We start from the raw sequence: 15,466 nt of genomic DNA, 5'->3' as shown, positions 1-15,466 counted from the left end.
GTGGGAACTGGGTTTAGGCTTTTTGCTTTTCCGCCCTTCGTAAGGGACAACCCCCCTCCAAATGGTCCAGTGGGGAGGTGTCTTCCCCGCGAAGGGGCGGGTTTGGTCGGCGCAAAGCCCGGACATGAAAAAGGCGACCCGAAGGCCGCCCCTTTCAACCCTTCACCCTGGCATCAGAACTCGTGGTCTGCGGTGTCCGGGTTCAGGTTGTCGATGCCCAGCTTGCCGGCGGCCTGCTCGATGGCACCGGTCTGCTTGACCAGTGCGGCGATGGCGTCGCGCACCACCTGGTTGCCTGCAGCGTTGTCGGCAGCGATCAGCTGGTCGTAGTGCTCGCCCTTGAGGGCGTGGTCGACGATCACCTGGATCTTCGCTTCGGTGTCCTGCAGGTCGGCCTTCAGGGTGGCGTCGGTGGCCGGGTCGACCTTGGCTACCAGCGACGACAGGCTCGGGCCGCTGACCTTGGAGCCGTCCGGACGGGTGTACTCGCCGAGGTAGACGTTGCGGATGCCCTTGGCGTCGTAGAAGTGCGACCAGTGGGTGTTGTCGCTGAAGCAGTCGTGCTCGTCTTCAGGCGAGTTGGCTTCCAGCGAGACCTTCATGCGCTCGCCCGCCAGTTCGCCCAGCGACAGGCTGCCCATACCGAACAGCATCTTGCGCAGGCCATCCTTGACCGGCTCGGCTTCCAGCGAAGCGCGGTAGTTGTCGGCGACGTTCGGTGCCCAGTTGCCGACCATCTCTTCGAGGTCGCTCACCAGCAGGTCGGTGACGGCCTTGAGGTAGGCGCGGCGACGGTCGTTGTGACCACCGGTGGCACCCTGGCCTTCGAGGTAGTCCGAAGCCGGACGGTTGCCTGCGCCTGGGCCCGTGCCGTTGAGGTCCTGGCCCCAGAGCAGGAATTCGATGGCGTGGTAGCCGGTGGCGACGTTGGCTTCGGAACCGCCCAGCTCGTTCAGGCTGGCCAGTTTCTCGGGAGTGATTTCCTTGACGTCGACCTTGTCTTCGCCGACCTGGATCTCAGGGTTGGCGATGATGTTGGCGTTGGCAGCCGGGTTGCCCAGGGCGTGCTCGTAGCTCTTGTCGACGTAGTCGATCAGGCCTTCGTCCAGGGGCCAGGCGTTCACCTGACCTTCCCAGTCGTCGATGATGGTGTTGCCGAAGCGGAAGGCTTCGCTCTGCAGGTAAGGAACGCGGGAAGCGACCCAGGCGTCCTTGGCGGCCTTCAGGGTTTCATCGTTGGGCTTGGCCAGGAAGGCGTCGATGGCGGTCTGCAGTTGCTTGGCGGTGCTCAGCGAGTCGCTGTACACGGCATGGACCATTTCGGCGTAGTGCTTGACCACGGCCTGGGCAGCAGCTTCATCGACAGCCCCCGGTGCGGCGGCGGTGCTGGCGGCAGGTGCCTGGGCTTGCGGAGCGGCGGCCTTGTCGTCCTTGCCTTCGCCGCAGCCGGCGAGAGCGATGGCGATGGCCAGCAGACTGGCGGAGGCCAGAGGCATTCGAATCATTGTTGGTTTCCCTGCGTCGTTTGGTTGGACCATGTGTTGGAAGCGCTGCGCCGTGGCACGCGAAACCGCAACATAATGCGAAAGATTTGCATTTGATGTAAAGGGTTGGCCGTGCTTTTCGTGCAAATGTCGTTTCCAGGGTCGTCAATGACGACCACGCTCAGAGTGCCGAGACCTGGTTGCGTTGGGCGTGCTTGAGGAAGGCGGTCAGCTCGCGCGAGGGCAGCGGCTTGCTGTAGTGGTAGCCCTGACCCTCATGACAGCCCTGGGCGATGATGTAGGTTTCCTGCTCGGCGGTTTCCACGCCTTCGGCGATGACCTGCATGCCCAGGCTTTTGCCCAGCTGGATGATGGCACGGACGATGGTGGCATCGTCATCGTCGTCCAGCAGGTCCTGAACGAAGCTCTTGTCGATCTTGATCTTGTCCAGCGGCAGCGACTTCAGGTAACTGAGCGAGGAGTAGCCGGTGCCGAAGTCATCGATGGCGATCAGCGCCCCTGAGCGGCGCAGGCTCAGCAGGTGTTGCGCGGCGGTGCTGATGTCTTCCATCAGGCCGGTCTCGGTGACTTCCAGCTCCAGGCTGCGCGGTGGCAGACGGTATGCCTGCAGCAGGTTGTTGACCACTCGCGGCAGCTCGTTGTGGTGCAGTTGCACGGTCGACAGGTTGACCGCCATGCGCAGCTCGCTGAAACCCAGGTCGTGCCACTCGCGCAGTTGGCGGCAGGCCTGGTCGAGCACCCATTCGCCGATGGCGATGATGTTGCCGTTCTGTTCGGCCAGCGGAATGAACTGGTCCGGCGGGACCATGCCCAGCTCAGGATGCTGCCAGCGCAGCAGCGCCTCGACGCCGACCACGCGGTGGTCGCGGTAGCTGATCTGGGGTTGATACACCAGGTAGAGCTGGTTGCGCGGCAACGCCTCGCGCAGGTCTTTTTCCAGCTCGCGGCGCCGACGCATCTCGCTGTCGACGCTGGCGATATAGAACTGATAGCGGTTGCGCGAGCGGGCCTTGGCCAGGGTCATGGTCTGTTCGGCCTTTTGCAGCAGCTTCTCGGTGCTGTCGCCGTCTTCGGGGAACAGGGTGATGCCGATGGTGGCACGCAGGCGGATTTCCTGGTGGTCGAGGGCGAAGGGCACCTCCAGGTCGTCGAGAATGCTCTGGGCCAGCTCGGCGGCCTCGTAGGGCTGCTCGATGTTGGCCTGGACCAGGGCGAACTGGTCGCCACCCAGGCGAGCGAGGGCGCCGAGGCGGCCGCTGTGGGCGCGCAGGCGGTCGGCCAGGGCCAGCAGCAACTGGTCGCCGACCTGGTAGCTGAACTGTTCGTTGATGCCCTTGAAGTCGTCCAGGCCCACGCACAGTACGGCCACACGGTGCTGCAGGCGCCCGCCATCGACGAGAATCTTGTCCAGTTGCTGTTGCAACTGCTGGCGGTTGGGCAGGCCGGTAAGGAAGTCGTACTGGGCCATGCGCTGCAGGCTGTTTTCCGCCTCGTGGCGCAAATGGGTGTTGCGTTCGATGGAGGCCAGCAACTGGTTGGCGGTGTCGACCCACAAGCCGAGCTCGTTGCGTTCGTGGCCCTTGAGTTGGGGAATCTGGTGCTGGCTGGGGCGATCAGGGTTGATCTGGGTGAGGTGCTCGATGATTTTCGACAGCGGTTTGGTCAGTAGCCAGTGGTACACGAGGTAAAGCACCAGGCCCATGGCCAGGGCGCGCAGCACGCCGGAAATGAAGATGATGACCGCGTTGACCAGAAAGCCCTCGCCATAGCTGGCGGTATCGAGGGTGATGCTCAGGTCGCCGTAGTATTCGCTGTAGGGGCCGCGGCCGACCAGTTGGGTGGTGTAGGTGCGCTCCTGGCCGAGGATCAGGTCGGTCAACCAGCGCAGGGGCATGTCCTGCAGGGGGCGGGACTTCTGCGCGAGCATGGTTTCATTGGGGTGGCCGATGGAGGCCATGCGGACCGATTCGTCCTGGAACAGGCCCTCCATGACCTGCATGCCCATCTCTCGGTCGAGGCTGTAGACCGCTTGGGTGGAGGGGTCGCGGAACATGTCGAGGATGCGCTGGGCATCGTTGTTGACGGCCTGGCGGGTCTTGTAGGTGTCATAGACGATCTGCGCACAACTGAGAACGACGCCCACCGCGAGCGCCGACAGCAGCACGACCCTGAGCAACTTGACCGACAAGCTGTTCCGAAATTCCAGCTTCAATGGGGTTTCCTTAATCCATGCGCATGCCATTATTTTGCCATCAACCTTGGCAATACACTATCGACCGATTGCCGCGGCAGGCGAGGGGCCCGTCGCTGGATGCACCCTGAGTACTGTATCGGTTACGCGGCCATGCGACTTGAATGTCCTGCATCAACTTTCCAGAAGGTTGATGTTAGCGCGCTATTGGGGGGGAGCAAGAGAGGGGACGCGGGGCGCTTGAAAATAAGCGGTGGTTTTTCCGTTTCCTGGACCCTGGAAACAGAAAAACCCGGCCAGGGCCGGGTTTTTCGGAGTGCTGAACGAATCAGGCCTTGAAGGTCTTGCCTTCGAACTGCTCGGCAACGAACTTCCAGTTGACCAGGTTCCAGAACGCCTCGACGTACTTGGGACGCAGGTTGCGGTAGTCGATGTAGTAGGCGTGTTCCCAGACGTCGCAGGTCAGCAGCGGGGTGTCGCCGCTGGTCAGCGGGTTGCCGGCGCCGATGGTGCTGGCCAGGGCCAGGGAACCGTCGGCCTTCTTCACCAGCCAGCCCCAGCCGGAACCGAAGGTGCCGACCGAAGTCTTGGTGAACTCTTCCTTGAACTTGTCGAAGGAACCGAAGGCTGCGTTGATCGCATCAGCCAGGGCGCCAGTCGGCTGGCCACCAGCGTTCGGTGCCAGGCAGTTCCAGTAGAAGGTGTGGTTCCAGACTTGAGCGGCGTTGTTGAAGATGCCGCCCGAGGAAGTCTTGACGATTTCTTCCAGCGACTTGCCTTCGAATTCGGTGCCTGGGACCAGGTTGTTCAGGTTCACGACATAGGTGTTGTGGTGCTTGTCGTGGTGAAACTCCAGGGTTTCCTTGGAGATGTGCGGCTGCAGGGCATCGTGGGCGTAGGGCAGCGGCGGCAATTCAAAAGCCATGGTGGATCTCCTGATTCAGGTCTGTTTGCGGTTTGCGCAAGGCCGATCACGGGCGGCCCGATGAGCGTCGGCGAGTTTGTACTCTTTGCGACGCAAGGGCTGGATCATAGCACCAGCCCCCGCGCATAACCACGCAACAACTATAGGGAATAGAGGTTCCAGAGCGGTTGGGCCCTGGCGACCAGTGGGGAATCAGCCGAGGATCAACTGCGCGGCCACGGCGAACATCATCACCGCCACCATCAGGTCCAGCAGCCGCCAGGTCCCGGGGCGCGCGAGCCAGGGCGCAAGCCAGGCGGCACCCAGGGCCAGGGTGAAGAACCACACCAGCGATGCGCTCGCCGCCCCGGCGACATAGGCACCGGGCACCGTCTGCTGGGCGCCGAGCGAGCCGATCAGCAGCACGGTGTCCAGGTAGACGTGGGGGTTGAGCAAGGTCACCGCCAAGGCACTGAGCAGTACGGCCCGGCGTGAACGCAGGCCCTGGCCTTGCTGCTGTTCCAGGCTCTGCTTGGAGCAGGCCCGCTGCAGGGCCTTGGCACCGTACCAGATCAGGAACACCGCGCCTCCCCAGCGTGCGGCGGCCAGCAAGGTCGGGTTGTGGGCCAGCACCGTCGCCAGGCCGAACACTCCGGCCGCCACCAGGATCGCGTCGCACAATACACACAGCAGGGCCACTGGCAGGTGATGTTCGCGGCGCAGGCTCTGGGCCAGGACAAAGGCGTTCTGGGTGCCGATGGCCATGATCAGGCCGAAGGCCACCAGCATGCCGTTCAAGTAACTCTGCCACATAGCGGGAACACTCCACGGGCGCCACCTTTGGAGGGCGACGCGGATTCACAAAGAAGATGCTGGCCATTGTGGGGAAGGGCGCTGTATAAGAAAAACAAATAGCACTCATCCGGCATTAGGAAAATCGATGTTCGACTACAAGTTGCTCGCTGCCCTCGCGGCGGTGATCGAACAAGGCGGGTTCGAGCGCGCCGCCCAGGTGCTCGGGCTCTCCCAGTCGGCTATCTCGCAACGTATAAAGCTGCTGGAGGCACGTGTCGGCCAGCCAGTGCTGGTGCGTGCCACGCCACCGAGCCCGACCGATGTCGGGCGACAGTTGCTCAACCATGTACAACAGGTGCGCCTGCTCGAACGTGACCTGCAGCGCCAGGTGCCCGCGCTGGATGAAGAGGGCATGCCCGAACGCCTGCGTATCGCCCTCAACGCTGACAGCCTGGCGACCTGGTGGGCCGGGGCGGTGGGGGATTTCTGTGCCGGGCAACGGTTGCTGCTGGACCTGGTGGTCGAAGACCAGGAAGTCGGCCTGCGGCGCATGCGTGCCGGCGAGGTGGCGGCTTGCCTGTGCGGTAGCGAGCGCCCGGTGGCAGGGGCGCGCAGCCAGCCGTTGGGGGCGATGCGGTATCGCGCGCTGGCCAGCCCGGCGTTCATGGCGCGGCATTTTCCGCAGGGGTTCGAGGTGGCGCGGCTGGCCCGCACACCGGCGGTGGTCTTTGGACCTGACGACTTCCTGCAGCACCGCTACCTGGCGTCATTGGGGATCGAGGATGGTTTTCTCCATCACCTGTGCCCGTCGTCCGAGGGTTTTCTGCGTCTGACCGAAGCCGGGCTCGGTTGGGGCCTGGTGCCCGAACTGCAGGCTCGCGAACAACTGGCCAGCGGCCAGTTGGTGGAAATCTGCAGCGATACGCCCATCGATGTACCGTTGTACTGGCATCATTGGCGCAATGGCGGGCAACTGCTCGCCCAACTGACAGAACACCTGCGCCAGGCGGCGCCAGGTTGGCTGGTGCCCTTGTAGGCACGGGCAGCGTCAACTGCATCTGTAATCTGGCAAGGCGGAGTCTTACATGCGAATTCTGGTCACCGGCGCGAGCGGCTTCATTGGCGGGCGCTTTGCGCGTTTTGCCCTGGAGCAGGGCCTGCAGGTGCGGGTCAACGGCCGCCGTGCCGAAGGCGTGGAGCACCTGGTCAAGCGCGGGGCGCAGTTCATTCCGGGCGACCTGGGCGACGCCGAGGTGGCGCGCCGTCTGTGCCAGGGCGTCGACGCCGTGGTGCATTGTGCGGGGGCGGTGGGCAACTGGGGGCGTTATCAGGATTTTCATCATGGCAACGTGGTGCTCACCGAGAACGTGGTCGAAGGTTGCCTGAAAGAACATGTGCGGCGCCTGGTGCACCTATCGTCGCCATCGATCTATTTCACTGGGCGCTCGCGCCTGGACATCCGCGAGGACCAGGTGCCGCGGCGTTTTCACGATCACTATGCGCTGACCAAGCACCTGGCCGAGCAGAAAGTCTTCGGTGCCCAGGAGTTCGGCCTCGAAGTGCTCGCCCTGCGCCCGCGCTTCGTCACCGGCGCAGGGGATGCGAGCATCTTCCCGCGGCTGATGCGCATGCAGGGCAAGGGACGTCTGGCGATCATCGGCAACGGCCTGAACAAGGTCGACTTCACCAGTGTGCACAACCTCAACGAGGCGCTGCTCAGCGCCCTGTTCGCCGAAGAGCAGGCGCTGGGCCAGGCCTACAACATCAGCAACGGCCAGCCTTTGCCACTGTGGGATGTGGTCAACTACGTGATGCGCCAGATGCAGTTGCCCCAGGTCACCCGCTACCGCTCCTATCGCCTCGCCTACAGCCTCGCGGCGGTCAACGAGGCAGCCTGCATGCTCTGGCCCGGGCGGCCGCAACCCACCCTGACACGCACCGCGATGCAGGTGATGAGCAAGGATTTCACCCTCGACATCAGCCGCGCCCGGCATAATCTCGACTACCGCCCCAAGGTCAGCCTGTGGACGGCGCTGGATGAATTCTGCGGCTGGTGGAAGCACCTGCCGGGCCAACAGTGAACCTGTCGGGCAGGCGGTGGTCAGCAGTGCGCCATCCCGGCGGTTTATAATATGTCTCTTTGCTATTAGTGCGGTCGAACCTACCCATGCGCAACGATGCCCACGATGATTTCGATGATGTGCCGGTCCTGAGGGCGGGTACTCCCGATGATGACGAGCTGCTCCCGGCCCATGTGGCACGTGGTCGGCAGAAAGCCGCGCGGCCGACCAGCAATGGCCCTTTGTGGGCGTTGCTGGTGGCCTCGTTCATCGCCCTGGCCGGGCTTGGCTGGTGGAGCTTCCAGCAGATTTCGCTGATGGAGCAGCAACTGGTGGCCACTCAGGAGAGCTTTGCCCGCATCAGCGAGGAAGCCGCCGGCCGCCTGCAGGCGATCAGCGGCAAGGTCGATGCCAGCGAGTCGAACAGCAGCACTGGCAGCGAAGCCCTGAAACTGCAGATTCGCCAGTTGCAGGCCAGCCTTGCCGAGCAGGGCAAGCAGCAGGAAGGCGTTGCCGGTCAGGCCGGCGATCTGGGCAAGCGCCTGGAACAGGTGCTGGCCGATACCCGCGCGCAGCAGAAGGCAGTGACCGAGCTACAGACCCAGTTGCAGGCGCAGCTCAAGGCGGTGAACACCGAGCTTGCGGCACTCAAGTCGGGTCAGGTCGATGGCGGCAAGCTCGATGGCCAGCTCAAGAGCCTGAGCAGCGAGGTGGCAGCGGTGAAGAAGCAAGGCGCTGCGCTCGAGAGCCTGGAGCAGGATGTGCTGGTGCTCAAGAGCCAGGCGGACAATCGCCCGGCAACTGCCAGTGGTGCCTCGGTGCAGGAGTTCGATGCTTTCCGTGGCCAGACCACGCGCAGCCTCAACACCCTGCAGAGCCAGATCCAGAACCTGCAGCAGCAGATCAACGCGCGGCCGTGAAAATGTAGCGTTTCAGCGCGGGTTGCAACCTTTGCGCAGATAGTCTTCCAGCGGCAGGTTCGGTCGGAACGGCTCGAGGTTCCATTCGGGCTTGTCGTGGGCGATACGCATGTGGCAGACCATCTGTTGGGTCATGCCACCCTTGTCATTATTCACCCAGCGTTGGTCTGCGCTGAATTTGTCGCGCATTTCCCGGTCAGCCGCGTTTTCCGCCTCTTCTGACGGGTTCGCTTTCACCGCCCTGGCGCAATCGGTCGGCACCAGTCCCAGCGCCCACTCCTTTTTACCCGGGTTGACGTCGCTGCGCTCGAACCAGTGGCCGGATACGAAGTAACGCTCACAGATCACGTCGCCCAGCTTTGCCTGGGAAGCTTCGACATAGTTGAAAAGAGCATCGCGATCTGCTTCTGGCAGTGTCAGTGTGATGATCGGGACGAAGGTTCCGGTTGCCTTGTAGAACTGACGTTGATCTTGCTGTGCCTTGAGCAGCCCCTGTGGACTGTCGTGCAGGTAGAAAAACGCCTGGATCGGCAGGTGAGCAGGGGGAATTCCCTCCCAGGTCTTGCCCCGCAGTTCGTTGTTCTGCTCGCCTGGCAGAAGCCCTGTGGCCTCTACCCCAGCATTGAAGCCGTTCACGGCGACCAGGCCCATCCCGTTAGCTACCGAGAAACCGCACTGCTTGGCGGGGTCATTGCCATAGTTGGCAAGCCATCCCTTGGCTGTGGTGATGTCTTGCAGATGGCAGGCGCGGCTGCTTGCGCCTCCCTCCTGTGATTCCCCGCAACCGTGGTCTGAACGCGTCCGTCGTCCACCGTCGACTGGAAAGAAGCACAGTAGCTGCAGCGTCCGACTTTCTTTCGGTTGTTGTTCTGCCGGGTAAATGATGTAGCCGTTGGTGTCGTTCAAGGCCAGATGGCTGAAGGTGGCATCTTTTGCCAGATACGTGTAGGCCGTACCGCCATTCTCGCGCTCCTCTGGTGTCGGATCCCAGCTGTTCTCCTGATTCATGTGGGTCGTGCCCTTGAGTATCACGCCTGCGCACAGGAAGCGGGGTTTGTTGGTGCTGCCACAGTTCGGGGGGCTCTGCAGGTAGCGGACACTCAGGGCATGTGCCGTTTCCGGTCCTGGCGCCGCCAGTGCTGAGTGATTGAGAACCAGACTGGCTGCAAGCAGGCTCAGCCTAAATAGGACGGGAGGCAGGTACATGGCAGCTCCATTGCAGGGTTGATGACGCTGTCCGCGTGATTTCGCTATGACAAACAGTTGCTGTTTCATCGACCTTAGGCAAATACGTATATCTGAGCAACTGGTAAAAATGATAGTGGCGTGCGGGCACCTGTTAATTTTGTCAGGTGTGCAGTCTTCAAGTTGTTGCTAGATTGTCATTGCAACTTCGCACTCCGGGTCAGGCGTCAAGCGAGATACGGTTTCACCGTTTTTATTGTTATTGCCAGTTTCGCTCGCGTTGGGAGTAGCAGGCCAAATTTCATCTCTTGTAAAACACTGAAGTTGCTCAGTTGTATCCTGGCAACAGCATTCACTGTGCGACAGCGGCCGGGTCATCGTTTCGTCGGTGCCTCTAACTGGATTCGAAGTAACTCCAATTTTCGAGCACTCTGGAGCCTCGGCGGGGCCGCGTTTTCTTAAATTTTGGGGGATTTCATGAAGGGGTCCAAACACGGGAAAGGTGCGTTCACCTACAACCCGGCAGATCAAGGAGTGACACCATGAAAGCTCTGGCATGGATAGCCGTAGTCGGCTCGCTACAGTTAGCGCTGGTTGCCTGTGTCCCCAACGGCAAAGAAACCGCAGTACCTGAGCAGGCCGTGCGTGCGGGCTTCGATGTACCCGCACCGGTGCTGGTCGAAGCGCGTGACAGGAAGATCGGCCTCGATAGCTTCAAAGATGAGCTCAGTGTGCATGTGGACTACCCGGCGATGGCTGCAGGGCATACCGTCGGGTTGCGCTGGCAAGGCAAGAAATCCACGTATTTGCCGGTTCAGACCGTCAAGCAGGCAGGGCCTCTGGTGTTCAAGGTGCCCAGGGAACTGGTCGAGGAAGTTGTCGGTGGTACTGCGCGACTGACCTCCAGTGTCGGGGTAAATGGCTCGAACTTGATCATTTCCGACCCACTCGTTGTAACGGTGGTGAAGTCGTTGCCGTTCGACATTCCTGCACCGAAGCTGCTCGGCATCGACAAGAACGGCGATTATCGTCCAGGCAGCGATGTCACGACGGTTGAAGTTGACTATCCCGGCATGAAAGTGGGTGACATGGTCGGACTTCGATGGAAAGGCCGCAAAACCCGCGATCTGTCGCTCAAGGAGGTCAAGAAAGTTGCGCCGGTGTCATTCGAGGCACCGTTCGATACGGTCAGCCTCTTTACTGGAAGTGCGGTGATCATCTCCGCCAGTGTGGGTGGAGACGGAAATCCGTTGCGTATTTCCCAGGCGCTCAGTGCGCGAATACTGGAACGGATGATGATTGAGGCGCCCACAGCCGAGCAAGCCTCGAAGGGTGAACTCGACCTCAATCTGATCATGGGCAGCACGACGATCAAGGTGGATGGCCAGCAGTTGCGCAAGGGCGATACCGTCGGAATGCGCTGGCAAGGAGGGGCGCGTCTGGACCTGCCCACGCAACGATTCGGCGGTACGGGAGATATCCGCTTCCAGGTCGCCAAGGACGATGTGGCCAAGGACCTGGGCAAGACCGTGAGGCTCACTGCGAGCCTGGGGCGTGGCGGCAATCCGCTGGTGATTTCCGAGCCGCTGGATTTGAAGATCGTCAAGTCCGCACTTGCTCCCGGGGAGGTCGTCGCAGCACGCTTGAACGAGCGCTACCGCAAGGTACCTGCTGCCTGTGCCGGCAATACCCCGGCGTACTACTGCAGCGGTGTGCTGGCGCGGGGCACGTACAACGAGAATTTCGATCCTTGGAACCCGAGTCCGAACGCGGTGAAGCTGGGGGGCGTGTCGTTCACATACCTGCGCATGGACTCCCATGTCACCAGCCTCGCCATAAACAGTGGCTTCATCTTCAGCGACCAGGAAACCGCCATCGCTCAGAACAAGGCCCAGGAACTGCTCTGTATCTATCCCCATAACGCAGGCACTTCGAGTAATTACAAGCAGAACGGTTGTGGATCTCGACAGGGGCTTCTGGCTGCCGATCTGAGCTCCTGTGCTGCAAAAGGGATTACCACGGCAGCGCAGTGGATCACACATGCCTCTGGTATCGCCAACAGCACCTTGCAATGTTCGCTGAGCACACAGGTACCCTCGCAGTTCCTGGCCGCGTTGGAGGCGAAGGGCACACCGCTGAGAATTTCGAGTCCCTGGAACGAGGTTCTCGTGCGGACCTGGGCGCAGGATATCGGTGAGAAACTGCCTCTCGAGGCTTTCTTCTACTTTGCCAATGTGGCCGGAGCGGACGCGAGCGCCAAGACATACCAGACAAAATTCAAAGCTCGCACCAATCTTTGGGTTCCGGTGATCAGGCTGGATCAGACCCAGTATGGCAAGGGCAATCCCTTCGAATACCGGGCTGTGGATCAGGCGGTGCAGCCATGAAGGCTCATGGCAGGTGGCGGATGAGTCACGCAGAGTAAACCGCTTCGGCATTATTGCCTGTGGGTTCTGGCCACTAAGCGGACACCAGCAGAGGATGAGCGGGTGCAGCTCATCCTCTGCCCTGCATCACAGGCGCGGGTAGTCGATGTAACCCACAGGACCCTTGCCGTAGAAGGTTTCAGGGTGCGGCTCGTTCAGCGGCGCATCGGCGGCCAGACGCGCCGGCAGGTCGGGGTTGGCGATGAACGGGATGCCGAAGGCCACGGCATCGGCCTTGCCGCTGGCCAGTGCCGCGTTGGCGGTGGCCTTGGTGAAGCGTTCGTTGACGATGTAGGGGCCGCCGAACGCCTCTTTGATCAGCGGGCCGATGCTGTCGTCGCCTTCTTTTTCCCGCGAGCAGATGAAGGCGATGCCACGCTTGCCCAGTTCACGGGCAACGTAGGTGAAGGTCTCGGCGCGGTCGGCATCGCCCATGTCGTGGGCATCGGCCCGTGGTGCCAGGTGCACGCCGACGCGCTTGGGGCCCCAGACGTCGACCACCGCGTCGGTCACTTCCAGCAGCAGGCGGGCACGGTTTTCCAGCGAGCCGCCGTATTGGTCGGTGCGCTGGTTGGTGCTGCTCTGCAGGAACTGGTCGAGCAGGTAACCATTGGCGCCATGGATTTCCACGCCGTCGAAACCAGCAGCCTTGGCGTTCTCGGCACCGGTCCGGTAAGCCTCGACGAGGTCGGCGATTTCTTCGGTTTCCAGCGCGCGGGGTGTCGGGTAGTCGCTCAGCGGGCGCACCAGGCTGACGTGGCCTTTGGGCTGGATTGCGCTTGGCGCCACCGGCAGCTCACCGTTGAGGTACGACGGGTGGGAGATGCGCCCGACGTGCCACAGTTGCAGGAAGATGCGCCCGCCAGCGCCATGCACGGCCTGGGTCACGTTGTGCCAGCCGCGGACCTGGTCGTTGGACCAGATGCCGGGGGTGTCGGGATAGCCGACGCCCATCGGTGTGACCGAGGTGGCTTCGGTCAGGATCAGGCCAGCGCTGGCGCGCTGCACGTAGTACTCGGCCATCAGTGCGTTGGGCACGCGGCCCTCGTCGGCGCGGCAACGGGTCAGCGGGGCCATGATGATGCGGTTGGGCAGCTCGAGGTCGCCCAGGGTGATCGGATCGAAAAGCGTGGTCATGTCGAAAGCCTCGCGTAGGTCAGTTGGATGCAGCGGCCAGCTCGGCATCGTTGTCGCCGCGCTGGTTGAAAGTGATCAGGGTGACGATCAGCGCCAGGACAGCCAGGGCGCCTGCGGCCAGCGGTACGCTGGTCAGGCCCAGGCCGTGGGCGATGACGCTGCCGCCAACCCAGGCGCCCAGGGCGTTGCCCAGGTTGAAGGCGCCGATGTTCAGGGTCGAGACCAGGTTCGGCGCATCCTTGCCGTAGGTGACCACGTTGACCTGCAGCGCTGGAACGGCGGCGAAGGCGGCGGTGGCCCAGAGGAACAGGGTGATTTCGGCGGGCACCAGCGCGTTGCTGGTCCAGCTGAACAGGGTGGAGACCACTGCCATGGTGGCGAACACACCCACCAGGGTGGCCGCGAGGCGGCGATCGGCGAGCTTGCCTCCGATGATGTTACCCAGCGTCAGGCCCAGGCCGATCAGGACCAGGGTCCAGGTCACGCCGCGTGGCGATACGCCGGTCACATCACCGAGCAGTGGCGCAACGTAGGTGAACAGGGCGAACACCGAGGCCGAGAACAGCACGGTCATGCTCAGCGACAACCAGATCCGGGCGCCCTTGAGGGAGGCGAGTTCAGCGCGCATGTCGACCTTTTCGGCATCCTGCTGCAGCGGCAAAAAGCGGATCAGGCCGATCAATGCGATCACGCCGATGCCGGTCACGGCCCAGAAGGTCGAGCGCCAGCCGGCGACCTGGCCCAGGGCAGTGCCCAGTGGCACACCCAGCACGTTGGCCAGGGTCAGACCTGTGAACATAAGCGCTACTGCCGAGGCGCGGCGGTTGGCTGGCACCAGACTGGCCGCCACCACCGAGCCGATACCGAAGAAGGCACCGTGGCACAGGGCGGTGACCACGCGGGCGAACATCAGCAGGTTGTAGTCGCTGGCCACTGCACACAGCAGGTTGCCGACGATGAACACGCCCATCAGCACCACCAGCGCAGCCTTGCGTGGCAGGCGGGCGGTGGCCAGGGCCATGAACGGCGCGCCGATCGCCACGCCCAGGGCGTAGCCGGTCACCAGCCATCCGGCTCCGGGAATGCTCACACCCAGGTCGCGCGCCACATCGGGCAGCAGGCCCATGATGACGAACTCGGTGGTGCCGATGGCAAAGGCGCTCAGCGCCAGGATCAATAGTGAAAGGGGCATTGCAAGGTCCTTGTCAGAGCTCTTGGCTCATCTGCTCGAGGAAGGCCTGGATGGTGTCCTCGTTGCGCTTGAAGAAATGCCACTGCCCGACCTTCTGGCTGCTGATCAGGCCTGCGCGCTGCAAGGTGGCCAGGTGGGCAGAGACGGTCGACTGCGACAGGCCGCAGCGTTGATCGATCTGCCCGGCACAGACGCCGAATTCGGTGCTGTGGTGCTGGTCGGGGAATTGCGCCGCAGGGTCCTTCAGCCAGTTGAGGATGTCTCGGCGGACCGGATGGGCCAGGGCTTTTATTATTTCGTCGAGGTCGAGAGGCATGGTTGGGCTCGTGGTGTGTAGCGGTATATCGCGATGGGGCGAAATATAAATCGGTATTTCGCGATATACAAATATGAAGAGGTTCTGAGCTCAGCCGAAATCGCTATATCGCGTTATAACGATATACGCGGCGACAGTGCTAGACTGCCGCCATGAATTACCTCGCACACCTGCACCTTGGCGGCCCGGCGCCGCAGCAACTGCTCGGCAGCCTGTACGGCGATTTCGTCAAAGGCCCGCTCGAAGGGCGCTTTGCGCCTGAGCTGGAGGCGGCGATCCGGCTGCACCGACAGATCGATCGCTACACCGACAGCCATCCGCTGGTACTGGCGGCGCTGGCGCGCTTCCCGCAGGAGCGTCGGCGGTTTGCCGGGATCGTGCTCGACGTGTTCTTCGATCACTGCCTGGCACGGCATTGGGCGGATTACGCCGAGCAGCCGCTGGCGCAGTTTACCGACACCTTTTACCGGGTGCTGTTGGCCGAGCCGCAGTTGCCGGGGCGCTTGGCACGTATTGCGCCGTTCATGGCAGCGGATGACTGGCTGGGAGCCTATGGTGATTTCGCCACGCTGGAGCAGGTGTTCGGGGGGATCGCGCGGCGGCTGTCGAAGCCGCAGGGCATGAACGGGGTGATGGCGGAGCTGGAGCGGTTGTATGAGCCGTTGCTGGCGGATTTTCGTGAGTTCTACCCGCAGTTGCAGGTGTTTGCGGCGGCGGGGCGGTGAGGTTTTGCAGTGTTTGCCAGGGCCCTATCGCGGGGCAAGCCCGCTCCCACAGGTACCGAATTGATTTTAAGTACAGCGGGGTGCCTGTGGGAGCGGGCTTGCCCCGCGAT

13 protein-coding genes are annotated in these 15,466 nt (G+C 62.5%); 5 read left to right on the top strand and 8 right to left on the bottom strand.

The window, feature by feature from the left end; translation table 11 throughout:
- Positions 1–173: 173 nt before the first annotated feature.
- The 4 genes from ACPZMI_RS04795 to ACPZMI_RS04780 form a co-directional block, all read right to left on the bottom strand.
- Positions 174–1,505, bottom strand: coding sequence for an imelysin family protein (locus tag ACPZMI_RS04795; protein WP_186718790.1), 1,332 nt, complete (start codon positions 1,503–1,505; stop codon positions 174–176).
- A 160-nt stretch (positions 1,506–1,665) separates the two neighbouring features.
- Positions 1,666–3,717 carry a putative bifunctional diguanylate cyclase/phosphodiesterase gene (locus ACPZMI_RS04790; protein WP_411383172.1) on the bottom strand — a complete coding sequence of 684 codons (2,052 nt, stop codon included), beginning with the start codon at positions 3,715–3,717 and terminating at the stop codon, positions 1,666–1,668.
- Positions 3,718–4,024: 307 nt separating this feature from the next.
- A complete protein-coding gene (locus ACPZMI_RS04785; RefSeq protein WP_186710808.1) occupies positions 4,025–4,621 on the bottom strand; it encodes a superoxide dismutase in 597 nt (198 codons plus the stop codon).
- A gap of 192 nt (positions 4,622–4,813) precedes the next feature.
- Positions 4,814–5,413, bottom strand: coding sequence for a LysE/ArgO family amino acid transporter (locus ACPZMI_RS04780; RefSeq protein ID WP_186667320.1), 600 nt, complete (start codon positions 5,411–5,413; stop codon positions 4,814–4,816).
- Positions 5,414–5,540: 127 nt separating this feature from the next.
- Here ACPZMI_RS04780 and ACPZMI_RS04775 point away from each other — a divergent pair, with 127 nt between their 5' ends.
- The 3 genes from ACPZMI_RS04775 to ACPZMI_RS04765 all read left to right on the top strand — a co-directional run bounded on the left by ACPZMI_RS04775 (position 5,541) and on the right by ACPZMI_RS04765 (position 8,375).
- Positions 5,541–6,431: a LysR family transcriptional regulator ArgP gene (locus tag ACPZMI_RS04775; protein WP_186667319.1), complete on the top strand. Its 891-nt coding sequence runs from the start codon at positions 5,541–5,543 to the stop codon at positions 6,429–6,431.
- Between the two features lie 49 nt (positions 6,432–6,480).
- On the top strand, positions 6,481–7,476 hold the full coding sequence (locus tag ACPZMI_RS04770; protein WP_054893815.1) for an NAD-dependent epimerase/dehydratase family protein: 996 nt from the start codon (positions 6,481–6,483) through the stop codon (positions 7,474–7,476).
- An 86-nt stretch (positions 7,477–7,562) separates the two neighbouring features.
- The gene (locus tag ACPZMI_RS04765) at positions 7,563–8,375 is read left to right on the top strand and encodes an ATPase (RefSeq protein ID WP_411383171.1); all 813 of its coding nucleotides are present in this window, start codon (positions 7,563–7,565) and stop codon (positions 8,373–8,375) included.
- Positions 8,376–8,387: 12 nt separating this feature from the next.
- Here ACPZMI_RS04765 and ACPZMI_RS04760 read toward each other — a convergent pair whose 3' ends face one another.
- The gene (locus ACPZMI_RS04760) at positions 8,388–9,581 is read right to left on the bottom strand and encodes a DUF2599 domain-containing protein (RefSeq protein WP_426351792.1); all 1,194 of its coding nucleotides are present in this window, start codon (positions 9,579–9,581) and stop codon (positions 8,388–8,390) included.
- A gap of 521 nt (positions 9,582–10,102) precedes the next feature.
- On the opposite strand from ACPZMI_RS04760, the gene ACPZMI_RS04755 reads away from it, so the two are divergent.
- Positions 10,103–11,947: a hypothetical protein gene (locus tag ACPZMI_RS04755; protein WP_426351791.1), complete on the top strand. Its 1,845-nt coding sequence runs from the start codon at positions 10,103–10,105 to the stop codon at positions 11,945–11,947.
- Between the two features lie 126 nt (positions 11,948–12,073).
- Here ACPZMI_RS04755 and ACPZMI_RS04750 read toward each other — a convergent pair whose 3' ends face one another.
- Genes ACPZMI_RS04750 through ACPZMI_RS04740 form a run of 3 tightly spaced genes read right to left on the bottom strand, consistent with a single transcriptional unit; the run spans position 12,074 to position 14,631 of the window.
- The gene (locus ACPZMI_RS04750) at positions 12,074–13,123 is read right to left on the bottom strand and encodes an alkene reductase (RefSeq protein ID WP_186710816.1); all 1,050 of its coding nucleotides are present in this window, start codon (positions 13,121–13,123) and stop codon (positions 12,074–12,076) included.
- Positions 13,124–13,142: 19 nt separating this feature from the next.
- Positions 13,143–14,315, bottom strand: coding sequence for an MFS transporter (locus ACPZMI_RS04745; RefSeq protein WP_186667314.1), 1,173 nt, complete (start codon positions 14,313–14,315; stop codon positions 13,143–13,145).
- A 13-nt stretch (positions 14,316–14,328) separates the two neighbouring features.
- Complete coding sequence (locus ACPZMI_RS04740) at positions 14,329–14,631, bottom strand: ArsR/SmtB family transcription factor (RefSeq protein WP_186667313.1); 303 nt, start codon at positions 14,629–14,631, stop codon at positions 14,329–14,331.
- A 152-nt stretch (positions 14,632–14,783) separates the two neighbouring features.
- Between ACPZMI_RS04740 and ACPZMI_RS04735 the strand changes: the two genes are divergently transcribed.
- A complete protein-coding gene (locus tag ACPZMI_RS04735; protein ID WP_186710817.1) occupies positions 14,784–15,356 on the top strand; it encodes an acyl carrier protein phosphodiesterase in 573 nt (190 codons plus the stop codon).
- The last annotated feature ends 110 nt before the right edge of the window (positions 15,357–15,466 follow it).

The sequence above is a fragment of the Pseudomonas wayambapalatensis genome (assembly GCF_049942315.1).
Classification (GTDB): domain Bacteria; phylum Pseudomonadota; class Gammaproteobacteria; order Pseudomonadales; family Pseudomonadaceae; genus Aquipseudomonas; species Aquipseudomonas wayambapalatensis.
This window is presented reverse-complemented; position numbering and strand designations above follow the sequence as displayed.